Origin of the sequence: Hydrogenophaga sp. SL48 (assembly GCF_021729865.1) — a bacterium.
Taxonomy (GTDB): Bacteria; Pseudomonadota; Gammaproteobacteria; order Burkholderiales; family Burkholderiaceae_C; genus Hydrogenophaga.
On record NZ_CP063400.1, the window covers coordinates 3596812 to 3620933 of the forward strand.

Here is a 24122-nt window from a genome sequence, read left to right on the forward strand (position 1 = left end):
CGCCCCACCTTCAAATCACCATGAAACAACCCCACGCCTCCCACCGCCCCACCCCCAAGACCGGCCTGCTGGCGCTGGCCGCTGCCGGGGCCTTGATCGCCGCCGCGCCCGCCCACGCCGACACCGGCAAGCTGCTGCTCACCGGCGGCGTGAGCACCATCGAAGGCGCGGCCGGCGGCGGCCTCTCACCCTGGGCCGTGATCGGCAGCCAGGCCACCGGCGGCGAAACCGGTGTCTCGGCCTACGCGAGCCGCGCCGAAACGCAGGACTACGGCCTGAGCGCCTACGGCGTGGCGGTGGGCATCCACGACCGCGTCGAGCTGTCGGTCGGCCACCAGGACTTCAACACCGGCGTCACCGGCACGCTGCTGGGCCTGCCCGGTCTGCACCTGAAACAGAACATCGTTGGCGCCAAGCTCCGAGTGGCCGGCGACGCGATCCTCGACAGCGATTCGCTGATGCCGCAGATCGCCGTGGGCGTGTTGCACAAGCGCCTCGATTCCAGCGGGCTGGACGCCACGCTGCAGGCGCTGGGCGCCAAGCGCTCGGGCACCGACGTGTACGTGAGCGCGACCAAGCTGTTTCTGGCCCAGGGCGTGCTGGTGAATGGCACGCTGCGCGCCACCAAGGCCAACCAGGGCGGCCTGCTCGGTCACGGCGCCACGCTGGGCGGTGCCGACAACGGCTATCAGTTCATGCCCGAGCTGTCGGTCGCCTACCTGCTGCGCAAGAACCTGGCGGTGGGCGTCGAGTACCGCGCCATGCCCAACAAGCTGAAGAAGGCGGGCGCCGCCGCCGGCCTGGGCGACGGCCTGCGCGCCGGCGCCTGGAAAGACGTGTTCATCGCCTGGGCGCCGAGCAAAAACGTCTCGCTGACCCTGGCCTACGTGGACCTGGGCACCGTCGTGCCCGCCACCACCAAGAACAAGAAGCAGACCGGCGCCTACGTCTCGGCCCAGATCGCGTTCTGACCCCACCCTTTCATACCGACCTCACACCGACCCGATCACGATCATGAAAAAACTCATCGCCCCCATCACCTTTGTCGCCTTCTCCCTGCTGTCCCTCGGCAGCGGCCTCGCCGCCGCACAGACCATGAGCCCACCCATGAAGGCCGTCACGCCCGCCTCGGCCTACCCCGTGGCACCCGCCGCCGGCCTGTACCAGGCCTTTGGCGAGCAGGCCGGCATCCGCGCCCTGATGGACGACTTCGTGGTGCGCCTGAAGGCCGACGCCCGCATCGGCGAGCAGTTCAAGGACACCAACCTCGCGAACCTCGCCAAGCAGCTGACCGACCAGGTCTGCCAGCTCTCGGGCGGCCCCTGTGTCTACAAGGGCCCGGACATGAAGGAAGCGCACGCCAGCATGGACATCAACCGGGGCCACTTCAACGCCCTGGTCGAGGTGCTGCAACAGAGCATGGACGCGCGCGGCATCCCGTTCACGCGCCAGAACCAGCTGCTCGCGCTGCTGGCCCCGATGCACCGCGACGTGGTGACGGTGAAATGAGCCCCCACGCTCCGCCGCTGCGCGGGTCGCTGCCCCAGGACTGGGAGGGGCCCCGGTCCATGCCGAGTCCAGGGGCTGATCCGGCTTGGGGCGGCCCGGCGCCGGATCGCTTGAGCGCCCGCGCCCGCTTCGCTTCGATGCGCACCGCGCTGGCCATCGCCGCCGCCCTGTGCGGCACGCTGGCCCAGGCGGCCACGCTGCAGGTCACCGTGCTGGCGCGCGACGGCCAGCCGCTGGCCGACGCCGTGGTGCTGCTCGAACCCACTGCGGGCGCGGCCCCGAAAACGCCGGCGCCCGTGACCGCCGCGATCCAGCAGCAGAAGATGCAGTTTCTGCCCGCCGTGAGCGTGGTGCCGGTGGGCTCGAAGCTGAAGTTCAGCAACCTCGACGGCTGGGAGCACCACGTGCGCGGCGGCCCGGCCGGGCTGGCCGCGTTCACATCCAGCGGCAAGGCCGGCTTCGAGCTGCGGCTGGACGGCCGCGAAGAAGGCAAGCCGCCGGCCAGCGCCGAGGTCACGGTGGGCCAGGCCGGGCCGATCCAGCTGGGCTGCCACATCCACGGCTCCATGCGCGGATACGTCTATGTGACCGACAGCCCCTGGGCCGTGAAGACCGGTCCCGACGGTGTGGCGATGTTGCCCGACGTGCCCGAAGGCGCCGCGCGACTGCGCATCTGGCACCCGGAGCAGCTGGTCGAGGCCGCCGCCACGCCGGTCACGGTCACGCAGGTCACCGCGCTCAACGTGCCGACCCAGGTGCAACCGCGCAAACGGCGGCCGTGATGGGCAGCGTGCACCCCCTGGGAAGCCCGCGCCCGGCCCCGGTTTTGGCACTGGCCCACAATGCCGGCATGGCAGAACAACCCGACGACATCCTGATGACCCTGATCGACCGCGTTGCCCAGCGCGACGAGCTCGCCCTCAAAGCGCTCTACGACCTGACCTCGGGCAAGCTCTACGGGCTGGCGCTGCGGGTGCTCGGCAAAAACGAGTGGGCCGAAGATGCGCTGCAAGACACCTTTCTGCAGGTCTGGCGCACCGCGCCCGACTACCGCGCCAGTCTGAGCCCGCCCATGGCCTGGCTGGGCCTGATCGTGCGCAGCCGCTCGCTCGACCTGCTGCGCCGCCGCAAGGCCGACCGCGAGCACCTGCGCGACGAGATCGACGACATGGCCGACACCCTCGCGGGCGACTCGCCCAACCCCATGGACACCAGCCTCGCCAGCCAGCAGGCCTGGGCGCTGCACCAGTGCCTGGGGCGGCTGGAGAACAAGCAGCGCGAGGTGGTGAGCCTGGCCTACCTGCGCGACCTGAGCCACGGCGAGCTGTCCGAACAGCTCAAGCTGCCGCTGGGCACGGTCAAGACCTGGATACGGCGCGGGCTGGACCAGCTGCGCATCTGCATGGGACGGTACGCATGAACACCCCCCGCGCCGCTTCGCCCGCTATGGAACACCCCCTGCGCCGCTTCGCGTCACCCCCCTCAAGGGGGGCGGCACCTGAGGCCCGGCAAAGCCGGTTCCTCGGTGCCCCTGGGTGGCGCTGCTTCATTCGGTGCGGCTGGTGCTTCGGCGCCTTGAAAAACTGAAGCCTCTCCTATGAAATTGACCCAACACCCTGAGCTGCTGGACCGTCTGGCCAGCGCCTACGCCATCGGCACACTGCGCGGCGGTGCGCGCCGCCGTTTTGAAACCCTGGCCCGCGAGCAGGCGCCCGTGCGGGCGGCCGCGCTGGTGTGGCAAAGCCGCGTGGCCAGCATGACCGAGCTGCAGACGTCCGCGGAGCCCTCTCCCGCCGTCTGGACCCGCATCCACAACCTCATCGTGGCGGAGCGCGAGCAGACCGCCATGGCGGCGGCGCGCAGCGCCAAAGCCGCGCCGTCTGGCGGCTGGTTCCGCAGCCTGGCGCTGTGGCGTGGCGCGGCCGGTGCGGGCGCGCTGGCGACCGTGCTCGCCGTGGTCACCGCCGTGGGCCTGCGCGACGACCTGGGCGCGCAGATCGGCGAGCTGCAAGCGGCGCTGAGCGCACAGCCGCAGATCGAATACGTGGCCGTGCTCAACGACGAGCAGGCCAGCGCCTCGATGCTGGTGACCTTTGACCCGAAGAACAAGAAGCTGACGCTGCAGCGCGTGGGCGGCTACCAGGAGGCGTCCGACAAGTCGCTGCAGCTCTGGGCCCTGCCCCCGGGCGCCGCGCCGCGCTCGCTCGGCGTGCTGAGCCAGGAGAAGCTGCTGCAGCTCGCCGCCGACCAGCGCGATGTGAATGAAGTGCCGGCGCTGGCGATCAGCCTGGAGCCCAAGGGCGGCGTGCCGAGCGAAACCGGGCCGACCGGGCCGGTGCTGTTCAAGGGCGCGCTCATTCAGAAAATGCTCTGAACGCGCTGCGCGGCTACTGCCGCGCCATGCGCACGTTCGCCGGCGGCAGCTGCGGGTGGCTGCTGCGCCAGGGGTTGATGTCGAGGCCGCCTCGGCGCGTGTAGCGCGCATAGACCATCAGCCTGTCGGGCTTGCAGCGCGCCATGATGTCCATGTAGATGCGCTCGACGCACTGCTCGTGGAATTCGTTGTGGTTGCGGAAACTCACGATGTACTGCAGCAGGCCGGCCTGGTGAATCTGCGGCCCGCTGTAGCGGATCTGCACGCTGCCCCAGTCGGGCTGGCCGGTGACCAGGCAGTTGCTCTTGAGCAGGTCGCTCACCAGGGTTTCTTCCACCGGTTTCTCGTCCAGCGCGGCGCTCAGCAGCTCGGGGGCGGGCTGGTAGCGGTCGCATTCCACGTCGAGCCGGTCGATCGACAGCCCTTCGAGCTCCTTGACCGGTTCACAGTCGAACAGCTCGGGCAGCAGCAGGCGCACGCCGGCGCCGGCCTTCACCGGGCCGCCGCTCCAGATGGCCGCGCTCACGTCGCCGCGGATGCGCTCTCGCACAGCGTCGGCGCTCTCCATCCGGGTGTTGTTGAAGCTGTTGAGGTAGAGCTTGAACGACTTGCTCTCGACGATGTGCGTGCTCTCGCAGGGGATCGTGATGTGGGCAATCGCCACTTGCGGCTTGCCCTTCAGGTTGAGCCAGCTCAGCTCGAACGCGGTCCAGAGGTCGGCGCCCAGAAACGGCACGCTGCCGGTGATGCCGATCTCGCTGCGTTTGGGTTCGCGCGGCAGCGGGAACAGCAGCGAGGGGTCGTACTGGTCGGCATAGGCCGAGGGCTTGCCCAGAGGGGAATGGTCGGGAGTCATGTTCACGGGTTCGGTGTCTCGGCGGTCGGCGGTGGGCGGTGGGGGAACAGGGGGTCAGGGAGGGGATTCGGCCGGGGGCGAGCTCATTCAAAAACCCGTTCGCGCAACCACTTGGTGGCCACCCACTTTTCGCCTTCGAGCACGGGCGCACCGCCGTGCAGGCTCATGGTGCCGGGGTGCGGCCGGTTGTAGCTGAAGAACACCGCGCTGCCACGCACGGGCGCCACCTCCAGCCCCACGTCGGGGAAGGTGGTGCCGCCGCCACGCGCCGGCTCGTTGAGGTACATCACGACCGTGCCCACGCGCTGGCCGCCGCGCTTGAGGATGGTCGGCGTGCCAGGCTCGGCCGGGTCGAAGTAGTCGTAGTGCGGCTTGTACTCGGCGCCCACCTGGTAGTTGAGCACCTGGATGCCCTCGCCGTTCTCGACCGGCCAATGCACCAGGTGCGCGATGCGCGCCTCGATGCGCCGGATCAGCTCGCTCTCGCCGCGGTTGAAAAACATGCCGTTGCTCGTTCGGTCGGGGTTCATCTCCTCGCCACCGGTGGCGGTCTGCACCGTGAGCGAGCGCGCCAGCCGCGGGCGCGCGGCCGCGATCAGGCCGTCGCACTCTTCGTCGCTCAGCAAGCCACCGAGCACCACCACGCGCGGCTGGCTCATCGACACCACCACATTGACCAGGCGGTCGCCCGCATCGATGCGGCGCGGTGAGCCCGCGAGCACCAGATCGGGCACCTTCACCCCTACCGCACCGCGCACGGCCGTGGCGGGCGCAGGGCTCACCGCCCGGCCCGCGCCCAGTTGCTGCAGGTGGTCGCGCAGCGTCTGCTCCAACGCGGCCTCGGCCACGTCGGGCCGCCAGCCGGCCTGCACCATCGAGGCCAGCACGGCCTCGGGCAGGCAGCCGGCCGACGACTGCTCGATGATCCACTGGCGCAACTCGGGCGTGACGGTCTGGGTCATGGCACTGTGACTCCTGCGGGTTTTTGCTCACGGCGGAACACCAGCCGGTCGGGATCGGACACGGCGGGCACGTAACGGTAGCCCTCCAGGTCAAAGCCCTGGAGCTGCTCAGGTGTCGCGGCGCGCTGCTGCAGCGCGTAACGCACCATCAGACCGCGCGCGCGCTTGGCGAAGAAGCTGACGATCTTGTAGGCATCGCCCTTGCGCTCCTCGAACACACAGGTCACCACGCGCGGCTTCAGCGCCTGGCGGTCCACCACCTTGAAATACTCGTCGCTCGCGAGGTTGATCACCACCGGGCTCTTGTCGGCCCGGGCGCGCTGGTTCAGGTAGTCGGCGATCTGGCTGCCCCAGAAACGGTAGAGGTTGCTGCCCTTCTCTGTCTGCAGCCGCGTGCCCATCTCCAGCCGGTAGGGCTGCATGCGGTCCAGCGGGCGCAACACGCCGTAGAGCCCGCTCAGGATGCACAGGTGCTGCTGCAGCCAGCCCAGCTGTTCTTCGCTCAGGGTCTTCGCGTCCAGGCCGCCGTACACGTCGCCGTCAAACGCGAGCACCGACTGCTTCGAGTTCTTGGCGGTGAACTTCGGTTGCCAGGCCTGGTAACGGGCGACGTTGAGCCCCGCGAGCTGATCGGACAAATCCATCAACGCAGACACCTGCAGCGGCGTCTTCTCACGCAACACGGCGATCAGCGCCGCCGCCTGCTCGACGAACAGCGGCTGGGTGTGGGTCTTGGTGTGGGCCGGCGTCTCGAAGTCGAGGGCTTTGGCGGGGGACAATAGAAACAACATGCTGGAAATCCTGTATCGGGACGATTATCTTGCAGCCGTGCACAAACCCCCGGGTCTGCTGGTGCATCGCACCGGCCTCGACGCGGGCGAGACCCGCTTTGCGGTGCAAATGCTGCGCGACCAGGTCGGCCAGCCCGTCTGGCCGGTGCACCGGCTGGACAAAGGCACCAGCGGCGTGCTGCTGTTCGCGCTGGACGCGGGCACCGCGAGCGCGCTGGGCAAGGCGTTTGAAAGCGGCGAAGGGTTGCGCAAAACCTACCACGCCATGGTGCGCGGCTGGCCGGCCGACGAAGGCCTGATCGATCATCCGCTGAAACGCATGCCCGACGACATGCGGTCTCAACGCGAAGAGCTGCAGTACGCGCAGACACGGTACCGCACGCTGGAGCGATGCACGCTGCCGCTGGCATTCAGCGGCTTCGAGACCTTGCGCTGTGCGCTGGTGGAACTGCAACCGCTGACCGGCCGGCGCCACCAGTTGCGGCGGCACATGAAACACATATCGCACCCGATCATTGGGGATTCGACCCACGGCAAAGGGCCGTTGAACCGGGCGGTGGCAGCGTGGCTGGGGGTGCAGCGGATGTGGCTGCATGCGGGGGCGCTGACGGTGTCCCACCCGCACACCGGCCGGCCCTTGTGCATCGAAGCGCCCACCAGCCCCGACTGGGGCCGCTGGGGATGCCTCCCCCAGACCGAGGTGTCTACTTCAGATCACCAGCCAGACTCGCCAGCGTCTCCGGCCCAATCTGCACGTGCGCCGGGTAGTGGGTGTGATCGCAGCCCAGCTTGACGGCCGCGCCGGCCTGGATGGCGGCGCGCATGGTGGGGGTGAACTCGAAGCGCACAAAGTGGACCGCGCTGGTCTTCTCGTCGTTCTCGCGGTCCAGGTCTTCGTCGGCAATCGCGTACACGCGGGCCATGCCCTCGACCTCGACAAACAGGCGGTCTTCCACGCCGATCAGGCGGGCCAGCTCGCGCTTGCGCTCGTTGACGTCGGTGTACTCGATCATCAGCGTGCCTTTCCAGTTGCCGCCGTCGGGCACCAGCGCCGCGTAAGCGTCGATCTCCTGCTGGATGCCCTCTTCTTCGAAGATCTTCTCGATGCGCAGCATCTCCTGGATCTGGTAGCGGATGGTGGTCTCGCTCTCGAACTGCAGGTTGAGGTGTTCGCCGAGCTGCACGCTGCGTTGCTTGCGGTGCGCGATGACCTCGGGCTTGTGTTGCTTGCGCCACTTGCTGTAGGCCTCCAGACCCATGAGGCTGTCGGGGGTGATGTGTCCGGTGAGTTGCATGGTGGTCTTTCTTATTTGAGGCCGTAGGCTTTGGCCACGAGGCTCAGCGGGTGCTGCAGCTCCGGCGCACCCAGGCCGTTGACCTCGAAGCCTTGGGCGATGTGGTGGCCGCCGAGCGGGCAGTCGGAGCTGATGTAGTCGGGCTTCGCGCCGTCCTTCATGGTGGCCATGGCCTTGAACACCGGCTTGCCGATCTTCATGGCCTGCTGGTGGTAGGCCTTCTTCACACCGAAGGTGCCGGCGTGGCCGGAGCAGCGTTCGATGGTGTTGACGGTGGTGTCGGGGACCATCTTGAGCATCTCTTCGGTCTTGCGGCCGATGTTCTGCACCCGGCCGTGGCAGGGGATCTGGTAGCTCACGTTGCCCAGCTTCTGGGGGAATTCGGTCTTGAGCAGGCCGTCGCGTTTGCGCGCCATCAGGTACTCGAACGGGTCCCACATGTGTTCCTTGACGAGCTGCGTGTCGGCGTCGCCCGGGAACATGAGCGGGATCTCCTGTTTGAACATGAGCGCGCAGCTGGGCACGGCGGCGAGGATGGCGAAACCGTCTTTCGCGTACTTCGCGAGCACGGGGATGTTGGCCTCTTTGCTGGCCTGCACCGAGTCGAGGTCGCCGAGCTCCAGCTTGGGCATGCCGCAGCATTTTTCCTTCTCGACCAGCGTGTACGGGATCTCGTTGTGGTCGAGGATCTTGAGCAGGTCCAGGCCGATGCCGGGCTCGTTGTAGTTGATGTAACAGGTGGAGAAGATCGCGACCTTGCCCGGTGTTTTTTCACCGTCCACCACCTTCGACGCCTGGGCGGCCGGCGTGCCCGAGCGGAATTTCTTCGTCGCCAGCTCGGGCAGCCAGGCGTCCTTGTCGACGCCCAGCACGTTCTCCATCACGCCCCGCACGGCCTTGGTCTTGTTCACCGCGTTGGCGACCTGGACCACGATGGGGATGCCGGCGAAGCTGCCGTGCAGGTCGGTCGAGGCCAGCAGCCTTTCGCTGAGCTTGACCTCACCCTTCTTGAACTTGATCGCCTTGGCGCGCAGCATGGTGTGCGGGAAGTCGAGGTTCCACTCGTGCGGCGGCGTGTAGGGGCACTTGGTCATGTAGCAGAGGTCGCACATGTAGCACTGGTCGACCACCTTCCAGTAGTCCTGCTTGGCGACGCCATCGACCTCCAGCGACTCGCTGTTGTCCACCAGGTCGAACAGCGTGGGAAACGATCCGCAGAGGCTCACGCAGCGACGGCAACCGTGGCAGATGTCGAAGATGCGCTCCAGCTCGTCGAAACACTTTTCTTCGTCGTAGAAGTCGGGGTTCTTCCAGTCGAGCGGATGGCGTGTGGGCGCCTGCAGGTTGCCTTCGGTGGCCATGTGTCGTCTCCTCGTCTCTGCGGGTTGGATCGTGGGTTTTTTGAAAGCGCTGGCCGGCAGCGCTTTCAAAAATGCCCTTCCTTCGAGAGAAGGACAGCTCAACCCCAGGACACCGCGGCACCGGCTTTGCCGGGCCGCTGGTGACGCCCCCTGGGGGGTGACGCACCCCTAGGCGCGGCGCGGGGGGATCAATTCAATCCACCAACTCGTTGAGGGCTTTCTGATAACGGTTGGCGTGCGAGCGCTCGGCCTTGGCCAGGGTTTCAAACCAGTCGGCGACCTCGTCAAAACCTTCGTCGCGCGCGGTCTTGGCCATGCCGGGGTACATGTCGGTGTACTCGTGGGTTTCGCCAGCGACGGCGGAGGCCAGGTTGTTGCGGGTGGAGCCGATGGGCAGGCCGGTCGCGGGGTCACCGGACTGCTCCAGGAACTCCAGGTGGCCGTGGGCGTGGCCGGTCTCTCCTTCGGCGGTGGAGCGGAACAGGGCGGCCACGTCGTTCTGGCCTTCGATGTCGGCCTTGTTTGCGAAATAAAGGTAACGGCGGTTGGCCTGCGATTCGCCAGCGAAGGCGTCTTTCAGGCACTGCTCGGTTTTCGAGCCTTTCAAAGCGGCCATGTGTCTATCTCCTTGTCGTGGGTGGAACAACGCCCAACGTGGCCGCCCGAACACAGGCCGGACCCGCTGAGACAGGGGCACCTTACGCCCGTTGGCGGAAGGTCGTCAATTGTTCCGGGCTATGCGCTGCATTGCGCGAGGCTATGGGCGACATCCAACTGATAACGGTTCTCAGCGCCATCGACAAGCCCTCGGGAAACCCTCAAACTGGCGCGGACACCGGCCTGCAAAGAATTTCGTTTAGATAAATTCGTTATGCTCCGTTGAATTAAGGAGACACACCATGAACACCGCCCTGCCGCCACCCGCCGCCGTCCAGCAGCTGCACCACTACGCCTACCGGGCCAAGGACGCCGAGGAAACGCGCCGTTTCTACGAAGACATCCTGGGTCTGCCGCTGTACCACATCATCCAGAGCGACGTGGTGCCCAGCACGGGCGAGTACTGCCCGTACACGCACTTCTTTTTCCGCCTGCAGGACGGTTCGTTCATTGCGTTTTTCGACCTGGGCGATGACGTCGCGGCGGAGCCTTCGCCGAACACGCCGAAGTGGGTGAACCACATCAGCTTCCGAGTGAACACCGTCGAGGAGCTGGAGAACACCAAGGTTCGTTTGCAGGCGCACGGTGTCGAGGTGCTGGGGGTGACGGACCACCACATTTTCAAGAGCATCTATTTCTTCGACCCGAACGGCATCCGGCTGGAGCTGACCGCGCAGCTGGCGGACGAGTTTGAAATGTTGCAGGAAAGCAAGACGGCTCACGCGCGGCTGGCGGAGTGGAATGCGCGCAAGGAGCAGTGGCGGCGTGAGCGGGCCGAGGGGAAGTCGTCTGCGCCGTTGAAGCCGCAGCAGAACGACCGGCCTGAGTTTGTGTCTGCGTCTTCCTGAGTTGTGCTTCGGTGGCAATGGGTTTGGCGTTGATGTGGCTCCGGTCTTCTGCGCCTGGGGTGACCGGCTCCGCTCGTGTCCCCCGCCAACGGCTTCGCCGTTGTCTCCTCCTTTTACCTCGCTGCGCCGGTCACCCCAGGCGCAGAAGACCTACCAAGCACGCACACGGTGGGTACCCGTTCGCTCACCCAGGCGTTGTGGCTTGGGAGGGCATGGCGTTCTGTGCAGCGAAGTAAAGGAGGAGGTCCGGCGAAGCCGGGCCGGGGGACATGAGCGGAACAGAGCGCCGTGCCCTCCCGAGCCAGCGAGGAAGATGAGCGAAACCTGAGCCAACCAAAACAACAAAGAGGACGACAAAGATGCAGCAAAACACATACAAAGAAGCCACCCACACCAACGGCTACGAGTTCACCCAGGGCAGCGGCTACGTGCTGCCCGAATACCCCTTCGTTCTGCCACCCGAACTCAGCAGCGAACAGACCACCAGACACCCGGTGGTCATCGTCGGCGGCGGCATCACCGGCCTCACCCTCGCCTGCTCGCTCTCGCGACTCGGCGTCAAAGCCGTGCTGCTCGACGAAGACAACACCGTCGGCGTCAAGGGTGCCTCTTCACGCGGCATCTGCTACACCCAGAAATCGCTCGAAATCTTCGAACGCCTCGGCATCTACGAGCGCATCGCGGCCAAAGGCATCCAGTGGAGCGTGGGCCGCACCTTCGCAGGCGACGACGAGGTCTACAGCTTCGACCTGCGACAACAAGGCAACTTCCACCTCTCCAGCCAGCCCGCCTTCATCAACATCCAGCAGTTCTACATCGAGGGCTATCTCGTGGACCGCATCCAGGCGCTGGGCGCGGTCGAGTTGCGCTGGCAGAACCGCCTCACCGCCTTCGAGCAGAACGACCAGTTCGCCACGCTCACCGTCGACACCCCCGCCGGCAGCTACCGCATTGAAGCCGAGCACGTGATCGACGCCACCGGCTCCAACAGCCCGCTGCGCAAGTGGTTGCAGATCCCCGCCGACTCCAGACGCGGCGACGACCGCTGGTGCATCGCCGACGTGCGCTTCACCAAACAACCGCCGGTCGAGCGCCACACCTGGGTCGAAGCGCCGTTCAACGAAAACCGCGCAGTCTGGCAGCACCTGATGGCCGACGACGTCTGGCGCATCGACTACCAGATGGCGCCCAACGCCGACCCTGAGTACGTGAGCCGAGAAGACGTGGTGCGAGAGCGGCTGGCGCGCCAGTTCGGCCCCGACGCCGGGGTCGAGATCGTCTGGGTCGGCCCCTACGCCTACCGCAGCGAGTGCGTGCACCGCATGCGCGAAGGCCGCGTGTTCTTCATGGGTGACTCGGCCAAGGTCGTCAGCCCCTTCGGCGCGCGCGGCGGCAACACCGGCGTGTCCGACGCCGACAATCTGGCCTGGAAACTCGCCGCCGTGCTGCAGGGCAAGGCGCACCCCAGCCTGCTGGACAGCTTTAACGACGAGCGGCTCGAAGCCGCGCGCGAGAACGTGCGCGTCACGCAGCGCACCGCGCGGTTCCTGCGCCCGGCCGACGGCATCGAGCGGGTGTTCCGCCACGCGGTGATCGGCCTGGCCAAACAGTTCCCGTTCGCGCGACCCATGGTCAACACCGGTCGCATGGCCGTGGCCAACCCCTACAACGGCTCTGGCGCCTGCACCAACACACCGGGCAGCGCGGCCGGCCAGAGCGTGCAGAACGTGCGTTTCACCTGGGCCGATGGCAGCGAAGGCACGGTCAACCGCCTGCTCGACTGGGCGCACGGCGACCTGTTGCTGCTGGTGTTCGGCAACCTGCCCTCCGCAGCGCTGCAGCGGGTGCGCCGCCTGTGCGCCGACGCACCGCTGCGCGCGGTGCAGGTGGTGCCGGCGGAGGGCCGTTCGCAGTGTGTGGAACACGTGCTCGACCCCAAGGGCCACCTGCAGGGCGCCTGCCAGGTATTCGGCCACGCCTGGGCGCTGGTACGGCCCGACGGCTACCTGGCGGCCACGGGCGAGGCGGTGGACGGCCGGCTGGTCGCCGCCATCGAACGCTCGCTGGGCCTGCGCTGAATGTCCACGGATATATCTATGAACCCCCACGTTCGACACTGTGTTCTCACTGCCCCTCGAGGGGGCGCAAGCCTCCCTTGAGGCGGCTCGGCAAGAGGCTTGATCATGAAAACCACCCCGAACCTCCAGGACGCCGATGGCTTTTACGAGCAGTTGCTCGACGCCCACCAGGGCCTGAGCCGCGAATCGTCCGAGCTGCTCAACGCGCGCCTGATCCTGCTGCTGGCCAACCAGGTGGGCGATGCGCGCGTGCTGGCCGAGTGCATCGCCGCCGCCCGCCAGCCCCTCGAATAAAATCGGGCACTTCCCGAGCTTTCCCTGACGGCGCCCTGCGGGGCGCCGTTGCACTTTTTGCGCCCACCCCATGTCTGACACCCTGCTCCAACCCGGCCTGCAATCGCTCTCCAAATCGTTCGAGCCCGCCGCGCTCGAAGCCCATTGGGGGCCCGAGTGGGAGAAACGCGGTTACGGCGTGGCCGGCTTCCGGGGCACCTCTGCCCCCAACGCCGAGGCCGCCGCACAGGGCAAGAACTTCGCCATCCAGCTGCCGCCGCCCAACGTGACGGGCACGCTGCACATGGGCCACGCGTTCAACCAGACCATCATGGACTCGCTCACGCGTTACCACCGCATGAGCGGTTTCAACACCGCCTGGGTGCCCGGCACCGACCACGCCGGCATCGCCACGCAGATCGTGGTGGAGCGCCAGCTGCAGGAGCAGAAGCTCAGCCGCCACGACCTGGGCCGCAAGAATTTCGTCGCCAAGGTCTGGGAGTGGAAAGAGCAGAGCGGCAACACCATCACCACGCAGATGCGCCGCATGGGCGACAGCGTAGACTGGAGCCGCGAGTACTTCACCATGGACGACAAGCTGAGCAAGGTCGTTACCGACACCTTCGTGAAGCTCTACCAGCAGGGCCTGATCTACCGCGGCAAGCGCCTGGTGAACTGGGACCCAGTGCTGATGTCGGCCGTGTCCGACCTCGAAGTGGAGAGCGAAGAGGAGGACGGCTCGCTCTGGCACATCCGCTACCCCATTGCAGGGTCGGAAGAGTCGCTGGTGGTCGCCACCACGCGCCCCGAAACCATGCTGGGCGACACCGCCGTGATGGTGCACCCGGAGGACGAACGCTACGCCCACCTGATCGGGAAGCAGGTCAGGCTGCCCATCACCGGCCGCCTCGTGCCCGTGATCGCCGACGACTATGTGGACAAGGCCTTCGGCACGGGCGTCGTGAAAGTCACGCCCGCGCACGACCCGAACGACTACCAGGTCGGCCAGCGCCACGGCCTGGCGATGTTGACCATCTTCAGTCTGGAGGCCAAGGTGTCTGCGGCGGAAGCGTCTGACATCCCGGCCGCCTACGTGGGCCTGGACCGCTTCGTCGCGCGCAAGCAGATCGTGGCCCAGCTGGAGGCCGAGGGCCTGCTGGTCGAGGTGAAGAAACACAAGCTGATGGTGCCGCGCTGCGCGCGCACCGGCCAGGTGATCGAGCCCATGCTGACGGACCAGTGGTTCGTGGCCATGACCAGCAAGGGCAATGAACACAACACCAGCGGTACCTCGATCGCCGACAAGGCCATCGCAGCCGTGCAGTCGGGCGAGGTGACGTTCGTGCCCGAGAACTGGGTCAACACCTACAACCAGTGGATGAACAACATCCAGGACTGGTGCATCAGCCGCCAGCTCTGGTGGGGCCACCAGATCCCGGCCTGGTACGACGAGCAGGGCCAGGTCTACGTGGCGCGTTGTCTGGAAGACGCCCAGGCCCAGGCCGGCGCCGGCAAGGTGCTCACACGCGACGAAGACGTGCTCGACACCTGGTACTCGTCGGCGCTGGTGCCGTTCAGCACCATGGGCTGGCCCGAGCAAGGCGAGGCCGCCACCGACGACTACAACCTCTACCTGCCCAGCAGCGTGCTGGTCACGGGCTACGACATCATCTTCTTCTGGGTGGCCCGGATGATCATGATGACGACGCACTTCACCGGCCGCGTGCCATTCAAGCACGTCTACATCCACGGCCTGGTGCGCGATGCGCAAGGCCAGAAGATGAGCAAGTCCGAGGGCAACGTGCTCGACCCGGTGGACCTGATCGACGGCATCGCGCTCGCGCCCCTGCTGGACAAGCGCACGACCGGCCTGCGCAAGCCCGAGACAGCGCCCAATGTGCGCAAGCAGACCGAAAAAGAATTCCCCGAGGGCATCCCGGCCTACGGCGCCGACGCGCTGCGCTTCACCTTCGCGGCACTGGCCTCGCTGGGCCGCAGCATCAACTTCGACAGCAAGCGCTGCGAGGGCTACCGCAACTTCTGCAACAAGCTCTGGAACGCCACCCGCTTCACGCTGATGAACTGCGAGGGTCAGGACTGCGGCCTGCTGGAGCACACCAAGGCCGACTGCGAAGTGGGCGGCAAGGCGCACGGCTACATGAGCTTCTCGCAGGCCGACCGCTGGATCGTCTCCAAGCTGCAGCGCGTCGAGGCCGACGTGGCCCAGGGCTTCGCCGAGTACCGGCTGGACAACGTGGCCAACACGGTCTACGACTTCGTCTGGAACGAGTTCTGCGACTGGTACCTGGAAATCGCCAAGGTGCAGATCAACACGGGCAACGAAGCGCAGCAACGCGCCACGCGCCGCACCCTGATCCGCACGCTGGAAACCATCCTGCGCCTGGCGCACCCGGTGATCCCGTTCATCACCGAAGAACTGTGGCAGAAGGTCGCGCCCGTGGCGGGCCGCGCCGGTGCATCGGTGAGCATCGCCGCCTACCCGGTGAGCCAGCCCGAGCGCATCGACACCGAGGCCGAGGCCCATGTGGCCAAGCTCAAGAGCCTGGTGGACGCCTGCCGCACGCTGCGCGGCGAGATGAACGTGTCGCCGGCCACGCGCCTGCCGCTGTATGTGCTGGGCGACACGGCCTTCATGCAGGCCGCTCGCCCGGTGCTGCAGGCCCTCGCCAAGCTGAACGAGGTGAAGGTGTTTGACGACGAAGCCGCCTGGGCCGCTGCCGCGCAAGCCGCGCCCGTGGCGGTGGTGGGCGACGCCCGCCTGTGTCTGTTCATGGAAATCGACGTGGCCGCCGAGAAGGTCCGCCTGTCCAAGGAAGCCGCGCGCCTCGAAGGCGAGATCGTCAAGGCCAACGGCAAGCTGGGCAACGAGGCCTTCGTGGCCAAGGCGCCGGCGGCGGTGCTGGAGCAGGAAAAGAAACGTTTGGCCGATTTCACGGCCACGCTGGCCAAGGTGCGCGAGCAGCTCGCGCGCCTGTGATCAGCCCGCGGGCGATGCCTCAGCGCGGGGCATCGCCCGGGACCATCGCGCCCCACTGCGAGGGCGTCTCGATCTGAGGCCACTCGGGATCGGGTGAGCTGTCCAGGCTGTCCAGCACCGAAAAATCGCTCATGGGGCCATCGATGCGCACCACGGGTGGCGACAGCGACTCATGGATGCGGTGCGCCACATACCAGCTCGCACGCAGCTTCGCCTCCCGGGTGTGCGAACCCAGGCGGGGCGTGAGGTGCAGGTTGGGGATGTTGTGCAGCGGCGTGCCCGGTGCCGCCAGGCCCGGATGGGCCCCGTCGAGCAGGCAGGCATCGATGCGGCCATCGGTCAGCGCGAGCGCCAGCGCCTCGGCATCGAACAGCGAACTGCGGCTCACGCCCACCCAGAGCTGACCCGGCTTGCAATGGTTGAGCAGGCGCTCGTTGATCCAGCCGCGAAAACGCGAGGCATAGACCACCTGCAATGAAATCGCGTCGGAACGGGCCAGCAAATCGGTGACGGAGGTGGGTTCGACGCCCAGCTTCTCCCAGATGGGTGCCGCGTGATGCACCGCAGGGTCGTAACCCAGCAGACGCACCCCCAAGCCTTTGAGCATGGGCGCCAGCGTGTGTGCCACAGGGGCCAGGCCGAGCAGGCCGACCGTGCTGCCCGCCAGCTCGCGCCCCATGCGGACCTGCGCCAGCTTGCGCCCCAGCAGCGCGCTCACCATGCCACGCCGGTACAGCATCAGGAGCCCGTACAGCAGGTACTCCGCATTGGAGCGCACCGTGGCGCTGCGCGCCTGCACCACACGCACCTGCCGCCGGGCACAGGCGTCCAGGTCGGTGTTGTCGCTGGAAATCTGCATGCGCGCGACCACCTTGAGCAGCGGCGCGAAATCCAGAAATTCGCTGGACACCACCACGTGGGGAGGCAGCACCAGGGCGCGTGTTTTGTACACCTGCTGGCGTAGGGCCATGGGATCGTCGCCCAACTCGGGACGGACGGTCACTTCGTGCCGCTCCTGAAGCCAGCTCAGCGCTTCGGGAACCAGCGGGTCGATCAGCAGGACTTCCATGGGGGTGGTGAGGATCGGTGGCGATTGCGGCTCACCGCAACCCCCGGAACCGGAACATCAGCGGCGTTTGAGCACCGTGATGAAGTCGGTGCCCTCGGTGGCCTGCTCCAGCAACTCATTGCCGGTCTGCTTGGCAAAGGCCTGGAAGTCACGAACCGACCCGGCGTCGGTGGCGATCACCTTCAGCGTCTGACCGCTGGTCATGTCGGACAAAGCCTTTTTGGCTTTCAGAATGGGCAGCGGGCAGTTCAGGCCGCGGGCATCGAGTTCTTTGGTGGCGTTCATGGCGGGTTCCAGTAGGTAACAAATTTTAAACGGGCCAGCCCTGGGTTCGTCGAAAATGTATCAATTGGTACACATCGCGAAGCCGTGTCAGCTGGGCGGCAGTTCCATGAACTGCGGTTCAATGCCCAGGGAGCGCAGCCAGTCGGCCATGGCAAGCCCGGTTCCCGCAGGCCAGCACTTGACCTGTTCGGGGGGCAGCAGCTTGTATTCGACCAGTTCGGGCGACAGCCGGATCTCGCCCTCGGCCAGCGCATGGTAGGTGATGAGCACCTGGTTCATGCGCTGAAAGTCGTGCACACCCACCAGGCGCAGGGCGGTGACGGTCAGCCCCGTCTCTTCGGCGATCTCGCGCCGAATGCCTTCTTCCGGCGTCTCGCCCGCCTCCATGAAACCGGTGATCAGGGCAAACATGCGGTTCTGCCAGGCCGCGTTGCGCGCGAGCAGCACCTTGTCGCCCACCTGCACGATGCCGGCCAGCACGGGCGTGGGGTTGTTCCAGTGCGTGAAGTCGCAGGCCGTGCAACGCAGGCGCTCCTTGTAACCGCCGTCTTCCTCGCTGCCGACAAGGGCCAGCGGCGTGGCACAGCAGGGGCAGAAACGAAACTCCGCGCTCATAAGGCACCCTCCGCTCTTCGAGCTGCGGTGCGAGCTTGCTTGGGGCGGCCCGGCGCGGCGCTCACTGGACTACCCTCTCTTCCCCGTTGGATGAAAGGCGGTGCAGGGTTGTCCACGGTGGCGGTTGGTCGGCGCTTGCGACGAACCGACCGAGCGCCGCGGTGGGCAACCCGTGTTTGACGTGTTGCCGTGTCCAGGCGGATCGTTCGAATTGACTTCCGTGCCCTTGCAGTGACTGCCTGCGGCGCTCGCCGTACGACGGCCCGCATGAGACCCGCAGCCTGCAAGGTGCCGGAAGACCCAGACGGGCTACAGGGTGTTGCGCCGCACTGACCTCAGGGTGTGAGCGCCGATCAGTGAGCGTCCCGCGTGGGCTTCCGGCACGGCCAGTCATACCGCAACTTGCAGGAGTTTGTCTATGAATTCCATCTTCGCCGGGCTGGATTGGGCCAGCCAAACCCACGCCGTGTGCGTCATCGACGAGCGCGGCGCCGTTTGCAAGCAGTGGGAGGTCGCGCACGATGCCGACGGCTTGCGTGAACTCTTGCGCCAGCTGCGCGCCTTGCACGTGCTGCGCATCGCCATCGAGCGTCCCTCCGGGCTGCTGGTCGACGCCTTGGTGGAGGCCGGCTTCGAAGTCGTGCCCATCCACCCCAACGCCGTCAAGGCCAGCCGGCCGCGCTACCGCAGCCACGGCGGCAAGTCCGACGCCTCTGACGCCTACTTGCTGGCCGACCTGCTGCGCACCGACGGCCACCGCTTCAAACCGCTGGCCGCGCAGTCCGACGAGATCCGCGCGTTGCGTGCCTTGGTGCGCGGCCGTGATGACCTGGTGGCCACCCGCGTGCAACTGGCCAACCAACTGCGCGCCCTGCTGGAGTCGTACTGGGCCGGTGCCGCCGAGATCTTCGCCGATGTGGACTCGCCCATCGCGCTGGCCTTCATCCAGCGCTACCCGACGCCAGAGGTGGCCAGCCGGCTTGGCCCCAAGCGCATGGCCGCCTTCTGCTCCCAGCACGCCTACTGCGGCCGGCGCAGCGCCGAGGAATTGCTGCAACGGCTCAGGCAGGCCCCAGCCGTTGGCTTGGGCGAGCTGGAGATGGACGCCAAGGGCGAACTCGTCTGCAGTCTGGCGCGCACCCTGAGCACACTGGTCGATCAAATCCGGCTGCTGTCGGGCCGCATCGAGCACCAGGTGGGCGCCAGCGACGATGGCCGCATCCTCATGAGCTTCCCGCGCGCCGGGCGCATCTGTGCCGCACAGATTCTGGCCGAGCTGGGCAGCGTGCGTGAGCGCTTCGACTCCGACGAACACCTGGCCGCCGAGGCCGGCGTCGCACCGGTCACCTACGCCTCGGGCAAGCACAAGGCCGTGACCTTCCGCTGGGCCTGCAATCACCGGCTGCGCCGTGCCCTGACCACCTTGGCCGACAACTCCCGCCATGCCAGCGCATGGGCCGCCGACGTCTATGCGAACGCGCGTGGCCGAGGCTGCGACCACCCTCACGCCATCCGCATCCTCAGCCGCGCCTGGTTGCGTGTCATCTGGCGCGCCTGGATCGACCGCAAACCTTACGACCCCGCCGTCCACGGCGGGCTTCAAACCATGCTCAAAATGGCGGGGGGTTGACACAGGGTGTCTCATGCGGTCAGGCTGGGAACACGCCAGTCGAGAGGTAGCGGTCACCCCGGTCACAGACGACGAACGCGATGGTCGCGTTCTCCACCTGGCCCGCGACCTGCTGCGCCACCCAGCAGGCGCCTGCGGCCGAGATGCCGGCGAAGATGCCTTCTTCGCGCGCCAGCCGGCGGCACATCTCTTCCGCGTCGCTCTGGCTCACCAGCACCAGCTCGTCCACACCCGAAGGATCGTAGATCTTGGGCAGGTACTCCTGCGGCCACTTGCGGATGCCGGGGATGCGCGAGCCCTCGCTGGGCTGCGCGCCGATGATGCGGATCGCCGGGTTCTTTTCTTTCAGAAAGCGCGAGACGCCGGTGATGGTGCCGGTGGTGCCCATGGCGCTCACGAAGTGCGTGATGCGCCCGCCGGTCTGCTCCCAGAGCTCCGGGCCGGTGGTTTCGTAGTGGATGCGCGGGTTGTCGGCGTTGGCGAACTGGTCGAGCACCCGGCCCTTGCCCTCTTTCTCCATCTTGTCGGCCAGGTCGCGCGCGTACTCCATGCCACCGCTCTTGGGGGTGAGGATCAGCTCAGCGCCGAAAGCCTTCATGGTCTGGGCACGTTCGATCGACAGGTCCTCCGGCATGATCAGCACCATGCGGTAGCCCTTGATGGCGGCGGCCATGGCCAGGGCGATGCCGGTGTTGCCCGAGGTGGCCTCGATCAGCGTGTCGCCGGGCTGGATCTCGCCACGCTCCTGAGCGCGCTGGATCATCGAGAGCGCCGGGCGGTCCTTCACCGAGCCGGCCGGGTTGTTGCCTTCAAGCTTGCCCAGCACCACATTGCCCCGGGCCTGGTGGTCGGCGGCGCCGATGCGCTGCAGCGCCACCAGCGGCGTGTGGCCGATGGCATCTTCAATCGTCGGATAGTTCATGAGCGCCACTGTGCCATAATTTCGCGCTCCACACAGTCAACGCCCGGGTGGTGAAATTGGTAGACGCAGGGGACTCAAAATCCCCCGCCGCAAGGCGTGCCGGTTCGATTCCGGCCCCGGGCACCACATATAAGGCCGCACAGTTTTCGCTGTGCGGCCTTTTTGTTTGTCACGGGGTCAGTGGGGCAGCACCTCGCGTTGGCCGCGCTGACCGTGCTGGCGGCGCCAGGCAGCGGGCGGCTGTCCGAATTCGCGCCGGAAGGCGCGGCTGAACGCGGTGTCGGTCTGGTAGCCGACCTCTTCGGCGATGTGCGCCAGGGGCGCGTTGCTGCGGCACAGCAGGTGGCTGGCCAGCAGCATGCGCCACTGCGCCAGGTAGTGCATGGGTGAACTGCCCACCAGTTGCTGAAACCGTTCGGCCAGCACCGAACGCGAGGTGTTGGACGAGCGCGCGAGGGTTTCCAGGGTCCACGCCTGGGCGGGGGCGGCGTGGATGGCCTTGAGCGCGGCGCCGACGACGCGGTCGTTCACGCCGGCCAGCCAGCCGGTGTGGCCTTCCGGGCTCGATCGTTCGTTCATGTAGATGCGCAGCACCTCGATGAACAGCACCTCGGCCAGCTTGGCCAGCACGCCGGCGCCGCCCGGGCGCGGCGAGCGCGCTTCGGCCAAGGCATAGCGCAGTGAGGCTTCGAGCCAGGTGCCGGCGTTGGAACCGCGCACGTTGACGCGCAACAGCGGAGGCAAGCCGCTCAGCAACATGCGCGCCAGGCGAGCGTCGCAGGCCAGGTAACCACAGACCAGCCTGCAGCCCGCACCGCCGCCGCCATAGGCCAGCAGGCGCGGGCGCCGCGACAGCACCTCGTCGAGCCGCGCGCCCGACGCTGGCGCCAGGCCGGGCTCCGAGGTCATGCGGTGGGCGTGGCCCTGCGGAAACACCACGGCGTCGCCCGCGATCAGGTGCACCGGTGGCTGGCCGTCGAGTTCGACCCAGCACTCGCCCTCGGTGATCAGGTGGAAGATCACCACCCGCTCGGCGTGGGGCTCCAGCAAGGGCGCCGCAGCATCGGCGTGGGGCGACTGGTAGCACCAGGGGGCGGTGAAGCGCCCGTGGATGAAGATCGCGCCGACCAGGCGCACCACCCGCAAGGTTTCCGACAGGGCGTCCATCAGTGGGCTGGCACGTCGATCTGCAGGTCGATGGGCAAGGCGGTTTCGATGGCGTCGCCCACCGGGGAGTGGCGGCAGCTGGCCTCGACCAGCGCCCGCAGCCGCTCGACCGTCACCCCCGGGGCGGACAGTCGCACCCGCAGCCGCATGTCCAGCGGGCCGGCGGGCACCGGGCGGCCGTCCACCTCGCTCATGCCCAGCAGGCCACGGGCGTCGCTGCGGCTGCCCGCCTCGACCTCCAGCAGATCGAGCACGATGCCTTCGGTGGCCGCCGCCATCGCAATGCGTGTGGCGGTGCACGACGCCAGGCCTGCGCGCATCAGCCAGCCGGGCGTCACCTGGTCGCCGCTGCCGCCGAGCTCCAGCGGCATGTCGGTGTTCACCGCGTGGCCATCGGCGTGTTGGGTCACCACCCGCATGCCGCCGGTCCAGCGCGACAGGGCCGGCGCGTCTTCGTGCAGGCCCGCTTCCGGGCGGCGCTGAAAAACCGATTGCACCCGTTGCAGGGCGGCGGCGATGGCGGTGGCGCTCATGGAGGCTCCGGTGGATGGGGTCTGTCCGCATTGTGGAAGTTGCGGGCCGGGTTGACCAGTGGCGCGCGGCGCGTCCGTGCGCCGGCGGACGCAGGGGCAAGGCGGCGGGACGATCGGACAGGACGCGCCCACGCCAGCCCCCCGGCCGGACGATGGAGCAACTGCGGCCGACGCCGGGGCAGGACGTGGCGCACCCGAGGGGCCACAGTGCATCCACCCCCACCCACCGGAGACACCCCATGAACGCACCCGTTGATTTCGCTGCCCTCAAGACCCGGCAACAAGGCGCCTGGGCCAGCGGCGACTACGCCGTGATCGGCACCACGCTGCAGATCGTCGGCGAGCAGCTGGCCGAGGCCTGCGACCTGCGATGCGACGAGCGGGTGCTCGACGTGGCCGCCGGCAACGGCAACGCCACCCTGGCCGCGGCGCGCCGGGGCTGCCTGGTCACCTCCACCGACTATGTGAACAGCCTGCTGGAACGCGGCGCCGAGCGAGCCCGCGCCGAGCGGCTCAACGTGCAGTTCCAGGTCGCCGACGTCGAGGCCCTGCCCTTCGCCGACGGCAGCTTTGACGCGGTGCTGTCGACCTTCGGCGTCATGTTCGCGCCCGACCAGCGCCGTGCGGCCGCCGAGATGGCCCGCGTCTGCCGGCCGGGCGGGCGCATCGGTCTGGCCAACTGGACACCCGACAGCCTGGTGGGCCGCATGTTCAAGGTGCTGGGGCGCCACCTGCCTCCGCCCGCCGGCGTATCGCCGCCTTCGTTGTGGGGGGTGGAGCCGCATGTGGCGGACCTGTTCGGGGATCGCGCGGCGGGCCTCCAGGTGACGCCGCGCCATTTCAATTTCCGCTACCGCTCCGCCGCCCATTTTGTCGAGGTGTTTCGCGACTGGTACGGGCCGGTGCACAAGGCCTTCGCCGCCTTGCCGGCCGAACAGGCCCAGACCCTGGAGCGGGAACTGATCGAGTTGCTGGAGGGCCTGAACAACGCGGGCACGGCCTCGCTGGTCGTGCCCAGCGAGTACCTTGAAATCGTGATCACCGTGCGCTGAACCATGGACCCGAGGCTGCAACGCCGTGTCCAGCGCTACGGCTGGGACCTCGCAGCCCCGGGCTACGAGGGGCTGTGGGGCGCGCAGCTGGCCGGCGTGCAGGCGGCGATGCTGACCAGCGCGACCTTGCAGCCGGGCGAGCGGGTGCTGGACCTGGCCTGCGGCACCGGCCTGGTGACCCTGGCGGCGGCGCGGGCGGTGGCGCCGTCAGGCCACGCGCTGGGCACCGACCTGTCGGGTGAGATGGTCGCGCTGGCCTCGCAGCAGGCCCAACGGCAGGGCGTGAGCAACGCCGGCTTCACCCGCATGGATGCGGAGCACCTGGCGGTGGCCGACGGCAGCGTGGACGCGGTGCTGTGTTCGCTGGGGCTCATGTACGTGCCCGAGCCCGAGCGCGTGCTGAGCGAGGCCCGGCGCGTGCTGCGCCCGGGCGGTCGCCTGGTGGTGTCGGTGTGGGGCGAGCGCGCCCGCTGCGGCTGGGCCAGCGTTTTTGGCATCGTCGATGCCGAGGTGTCCAGCGAGGTCTGCCCGCTGTTTTTCCGCCTCGGGCAGGCGGGGGCGCTGGCGCGGCTGTGTGCCGAGGCCGGCCTGGCGCCCGTCGACGAGCACCGGCTGCGAAGCACGCTGACCTATGAAGACGGCGAACACGCCTGCGACGCGGCACTGGTCGGCGGCCCGGTGGCGCTGGCCTGGTCGCGTTTTGGTGAGGCCACGCGGGAGCGGGTGCGGGAGCGCTACCTGGCGTCGATCGCGCCGTGGCGTGTGGGGGCGGGTTACGCGGTGCCGGCCGAGTTTGTGGTGCTGGTGGCGCGGGCACCGGCGGCGCCCTGAAAGACGGGGCTTGCGT

25 protein-coding genes and 1 tRNA gene are annotated in these 24122 nt (G+C 67.6%); 14 read left to right on the forward strand and 12 right to left on the reverse strand.

The annotated features are described in order from the left end of the window. Window positions 1-20 precede the first annotated feature (20 nt). From IM738_RS17015 to IM738_RS17035, 5 genes are all read left to right on the forward strand, one after another. Window positions 21-971 carry a DUF3034 family protein gene (locus tag IM738_RS17015; protein ID WP_236962242.1) on the forward strand — a complete coding sequence of 317 codons (951 nt, stop codon included), beginning with the start codon at window positions 21-23 and terminating at the stop codon, window positions 969-971. Window positions 972-1014: 43 nt separating this feature from the next. Beyond that, the gene (locus IM738_RS17020; protein ID WP_236962243.1) at window positions 1015-1509 is read left to right on the forward strand and encodes a group I truncated hemoglobin; all 495 of its coding nucleotides are present in this window, start codon (window positions 1015-1017) and stop codon (window positions 1507-1509) included. A 110-nt stretch (window positions 1510-1619) separates the two neighbouring features. Further along, window positions 1620-2291 carry a cupredoxin domain-containing protein gene (locus IM738_RS17025; protein WP_236962244.1) on the forward strand — a complete coding sequence of 224 codons (672 nt, stop codon included), beginning with the start codon at window positions 1620-1622 and terminating at the stop codon, window positions 2289-2291. Between the two features lie 68 nt (window positions 2292-2359). Further along, a complete protein-coding gene (locus IM738_RS17030; protein WP_236962245.1) occupies window positions 2360-2929 on the forward strand; it encodes a sigma-70 family RNA polymerase sigma factor in 570 nt (189 codons plus the stop codon). A gap of 177 nt (window positions 2930-3106) precedes the next feature. Next, window positions 3107-3883 (forward strand): anti-sigma factor, encoded by a 777-nt coding sequence (locus IM738_RS17035; RefSeq protein ID WP_236962246.1) that lies wholly within the window; start codon window positions 3107-3109, stop codon window positions 3881-3883. A gap of 13 nt (window positions 3884-3896) precedes the next feature. On the opposite strand, the gene queF is transcribed toward IM738_RS17035, so the two are convergent. The 3 genes from queF to yaaA form a co-directional block, all read right to left on the reverse strand. Next, a complete protein-coding gene (queF, locus tag IM738_RS17040) occupies window positions 3897-4739 on the reverse strand; it encodes an NADPH-dependent 7-cyano-7-deazaguanine reductase QueF (protein WP_236966345.1) in 843 nt (280 codons plus the stop codon). An 83-nt stretch (window positions 4740-4822) separates the two neighbouring features. Next, a complete protein-coding gene (locus IM738_RS17045) occupies window positions 4823-5701 on the reverse strand; it encodes a 2OG-Fe(II) oxygenase (protein WP_236962247.1) in 879 nt (292 codons plus the stop codon). Beyond that, on the reverse strand, window positions 5698-6492 hold the full coding sequence (yaaA, locus tag IM738_RS17050) for a peroxide stress protein YaaA (RefSeq protein ID WP_236962248.1): 795 nt from the start codon (window positions 6490-6492) through the stop codon (window positions 5698-5700). The genes IM738_RS17045 and yaaA overlap by 4 nt, the downstream gene beginning before the upstream one ends. On the opposite strand from yaaA, the gene IM738_RS17055 reads away from it, so the two are divergent. Further along, entirely contained in the window at window positions 6491-7285 is a 795-nt protein-coding gene (locus IM738_RS17055) for a pseudouridine synthase (RefSeq protein WP_236962249.1), read from the forward strand. The two genes, yaaA and IM738_RS17055, sit on opposite strands and share 2 nt — an antisense overlap. Here the strand turns inward: IM738_RS17055 and IM738_RS17060 are convergent. The 3 genes from IM738_RS17060 to IM738_RS17070 all read right to left on the reverse strand — a co-directional run bounded on the left by IM738_RS17060 (window position 7197) and on the right by IM738_RS17070 (window position 9764). Continuing rightward, window positions 7197-7787, reverse strand: coding sequence for a DUF3501 family protein (locus tag IM738_RS17060; protein WP_236962250.1), 591 nt, complete (start codon window positions 7785-7787; stop codon window positions 7197-7199). The genes IM738_RS17055 and IM738_RS17060 overlap by 89 nt on opposite strands. An 11-nt stretch (window positions 7788-7798) precedes the next feature. After that, window positions 7799-9148, reverse strand: coding sequence for a (Fe-S)-binding protein (locus IM738_RS17065; protein WP_236962251.1), 1350 nt, complete (start codon window positions 9146-9148; stop codon window positions 7799-7801). Window positions 9149-9341: 193 nt separating this feature from the next. After that, the gene (locus IM738_RS17070; RefSeq protein ID WP_077328371.1) at window positions 9342-9764 is read right to left on the reverse strand and encodes a rubrerythrin family protein; all 423 of its coding nucleotides are present in this window, start codon (window positions 9762-9764) and stop codon (window positions 9342-9344) included. 283 nt (window positions 9765-10047) lie between these two features. On the opposite strand from IM738_RS17070, the gene IM738_RS17075 reads away from it, so the two are divergent. The 4 genes from IM738_RS17075 (at window position 10048) to IM738_RS17090 (ending at window position 16002) form a co-directional block, all read left to right on the forward strand. Continuing rightward, window positions 10048-10653 (forward strand): VOC family protein, encoded by a 606-nt coding sequence (locus IM738_RS17075; RefSeq protein ID WP_236962252.1) that lies wholly within the window; start codon window positions 10048-10050, stop codon window positions 10651-10653. Window positions 10654-11012: 359 nt separating this feature from the next. After that, window positions 11013-12731: an FAD-dependent oxidoreductase gene (locus tag IM738_RS17080; RefSeq protein ID WP_236962253.1), complete on the forward strand. Its 1719-nt coding sequence runs from the start codon at window positions 11013-11015 to the stop codon at window positions 12729-12731. Window positions 12732-12836: 105 nt separating this feature from the next. Beyond that, window positions 12837-13025, forward strand: a complete 189-nt coding sequence (locus IM738_RS17085; RefSeq protein WP_236962254.1) for a DUF2783 domain-containing protein — start codon at window positions 12837-12839, stop codon at window positions 13023-13025. Between the two features lie 70 nt (window positions 13026-13095). Continuing rightward, complete coding sequence (locus IM738_RS17090) at window positions 13096-16002, forward strand: valine--tRNA ligase (RefSeq protein ID WP_236962255.1); 2907 nt, start codon at window positions 13096-13098, stop codon at window positions 16000-16002. A 19-nt stretch (window positions 16003-16021) separates the two neighbouring features. Here the strand turns inward: IM738_RS17090 and IM738_RS17095 are convergent, their stop codons facing one another. The 3 genes from IM738_RS17095 to IM738_RS17105 form a co-directional block, all read right to left on the reverse strand. Then, a complete protein-coding gene (locus tag IM738_RS17095) occupies window positions 16022-17071 on the reverse strand; it encodes an NAD(P)-dependent oxidoreductase (protein WP_236962256.1) in 1050 nt (349 codons plus the stop codon). Window positions 17072-17128: 57 nt separating this feature from the next. Continuing rightward, the gene (locus IM738_RS17100) at window positions 17129-17356 is read right to left on the reverse strand and encodes a sulfurtransferase TusA family protein (protein WP_236962257.1); all 228 of its coding nucleotides are present in this window, start codon (window positions 17354-17356) and stop codon (window positions 17129-17131) included. 87 nt (window positions 17357-17443) lie between these two features. Further along, the gene (locus tag IM738_RS17105; RefSeq protein WP_236962258.1) at window positions 17444-17971 is read right to left on the reverse strand and encodes an NUDIX domain-containing protein; all 528 of its coding nucleotides are present in this window, start codon (window positions 17969-17971) and stop codon (window positions 17444-17446) included. Window positions 17972-18389: 418 nt separating this feature from the next. Between IM738_RS17105 and IM738_RS17110 the strand changes: the two genes are divergently transcribed. Beyond that, complete coding sequence (locus tag IM738_RS17110; protein WP_236961226.1) at window positions 18390-19601, forward strand: IS110 family transposase; 1212 nt, start codon at window positions 18390-18392, stop codon at window positions 19599-19601. A gap of 19 nt (window positions 19602-19620) precedes the next feature. Here IM738_RS17110 and cysM read toward each other — a convergent pair whose 3' ends face one another. Beyond that, entirely contained in the window at window positions 19621-20523 is a 903-nt protein-coding gene (gene cysM / locus IM738_RS17115; RefSeq protein ID WP_236962259.1) for a cysteine synthase CysM, read from the reverse strand. A gap of 41 nt (window positions 20524-20564) precedes the next feature. Here cysM and IM738_RS17120 point away from each other — a divergent pair. Beyond that, window positions 20565-20649: transfer RNA gene (locus IM738_RS17120), tRNA-Leu, on the forward strand. Window positions 20650-20700: 51 nt separating this feature from the next. Here the strand turns inward: IM738_RS17120 and IM738_RS17125 are convergent. Both IM738_RS17125 and IM738_RS17130 read right to left on the reverse strand, forming a co-directional pair. Continuing rightward, complete coding sequence (locus IM738_RS17125) at window positions 20701-21690, reverse strand: AraC family transcriptional regulator (protein ID WP_236962260.1); 990 nt, start codon at window positions 21688-21690, stop codon at window positions 20701-20703. Further along, complete coding sequence (locus IM738_RS17130; protein ID WP_236962261.1) at window positions 21690-22223, reverse strand: OsmC family protein; 534 nt, start codon at window positions 22221-22223, stop codon at window positions 21690-21692. Before IM738_RS17130 ends, IM738_RS17125 begins: the two co-directional genes overlap by 1 nt. Before the next feature lie 239 nt (window positions 22224-22462). Here IM738_RS17130 and IM738_RS17135 point away from each other — a divergent pair, with 239 nt between their 5' ends. Both IM738_RS17135 and IM738_RS17140 read left to right on the forward strand, forming a co-directional pair. After that, on the forward strand, window positions 22463-23275 hold the full coding sequence (locus IM738_RS17135) for a class I SAM-dependent methyltransferase (RefSeq protein ID WP_236962262.1): 813 nt from the start codon (window positions 22463-22465) through the stop codon (window positions 23273-23275). A gap of 3 nt (window positions 23276-23278) precedes the next feature. After that, window positions 23279-24106 (forward strand): class I SAM-dependent methyltransferase, encoded by an 828-nt coding sequence (locus IM738_RS17140; protein ID WP_236962263.1) that lies wholly within the window; start codon window positions 23279-23281, stop codon window positions 24104-24106. The last annotated feature ends 16 nt before the right edge of the window (window positions 24107-24122 follow it).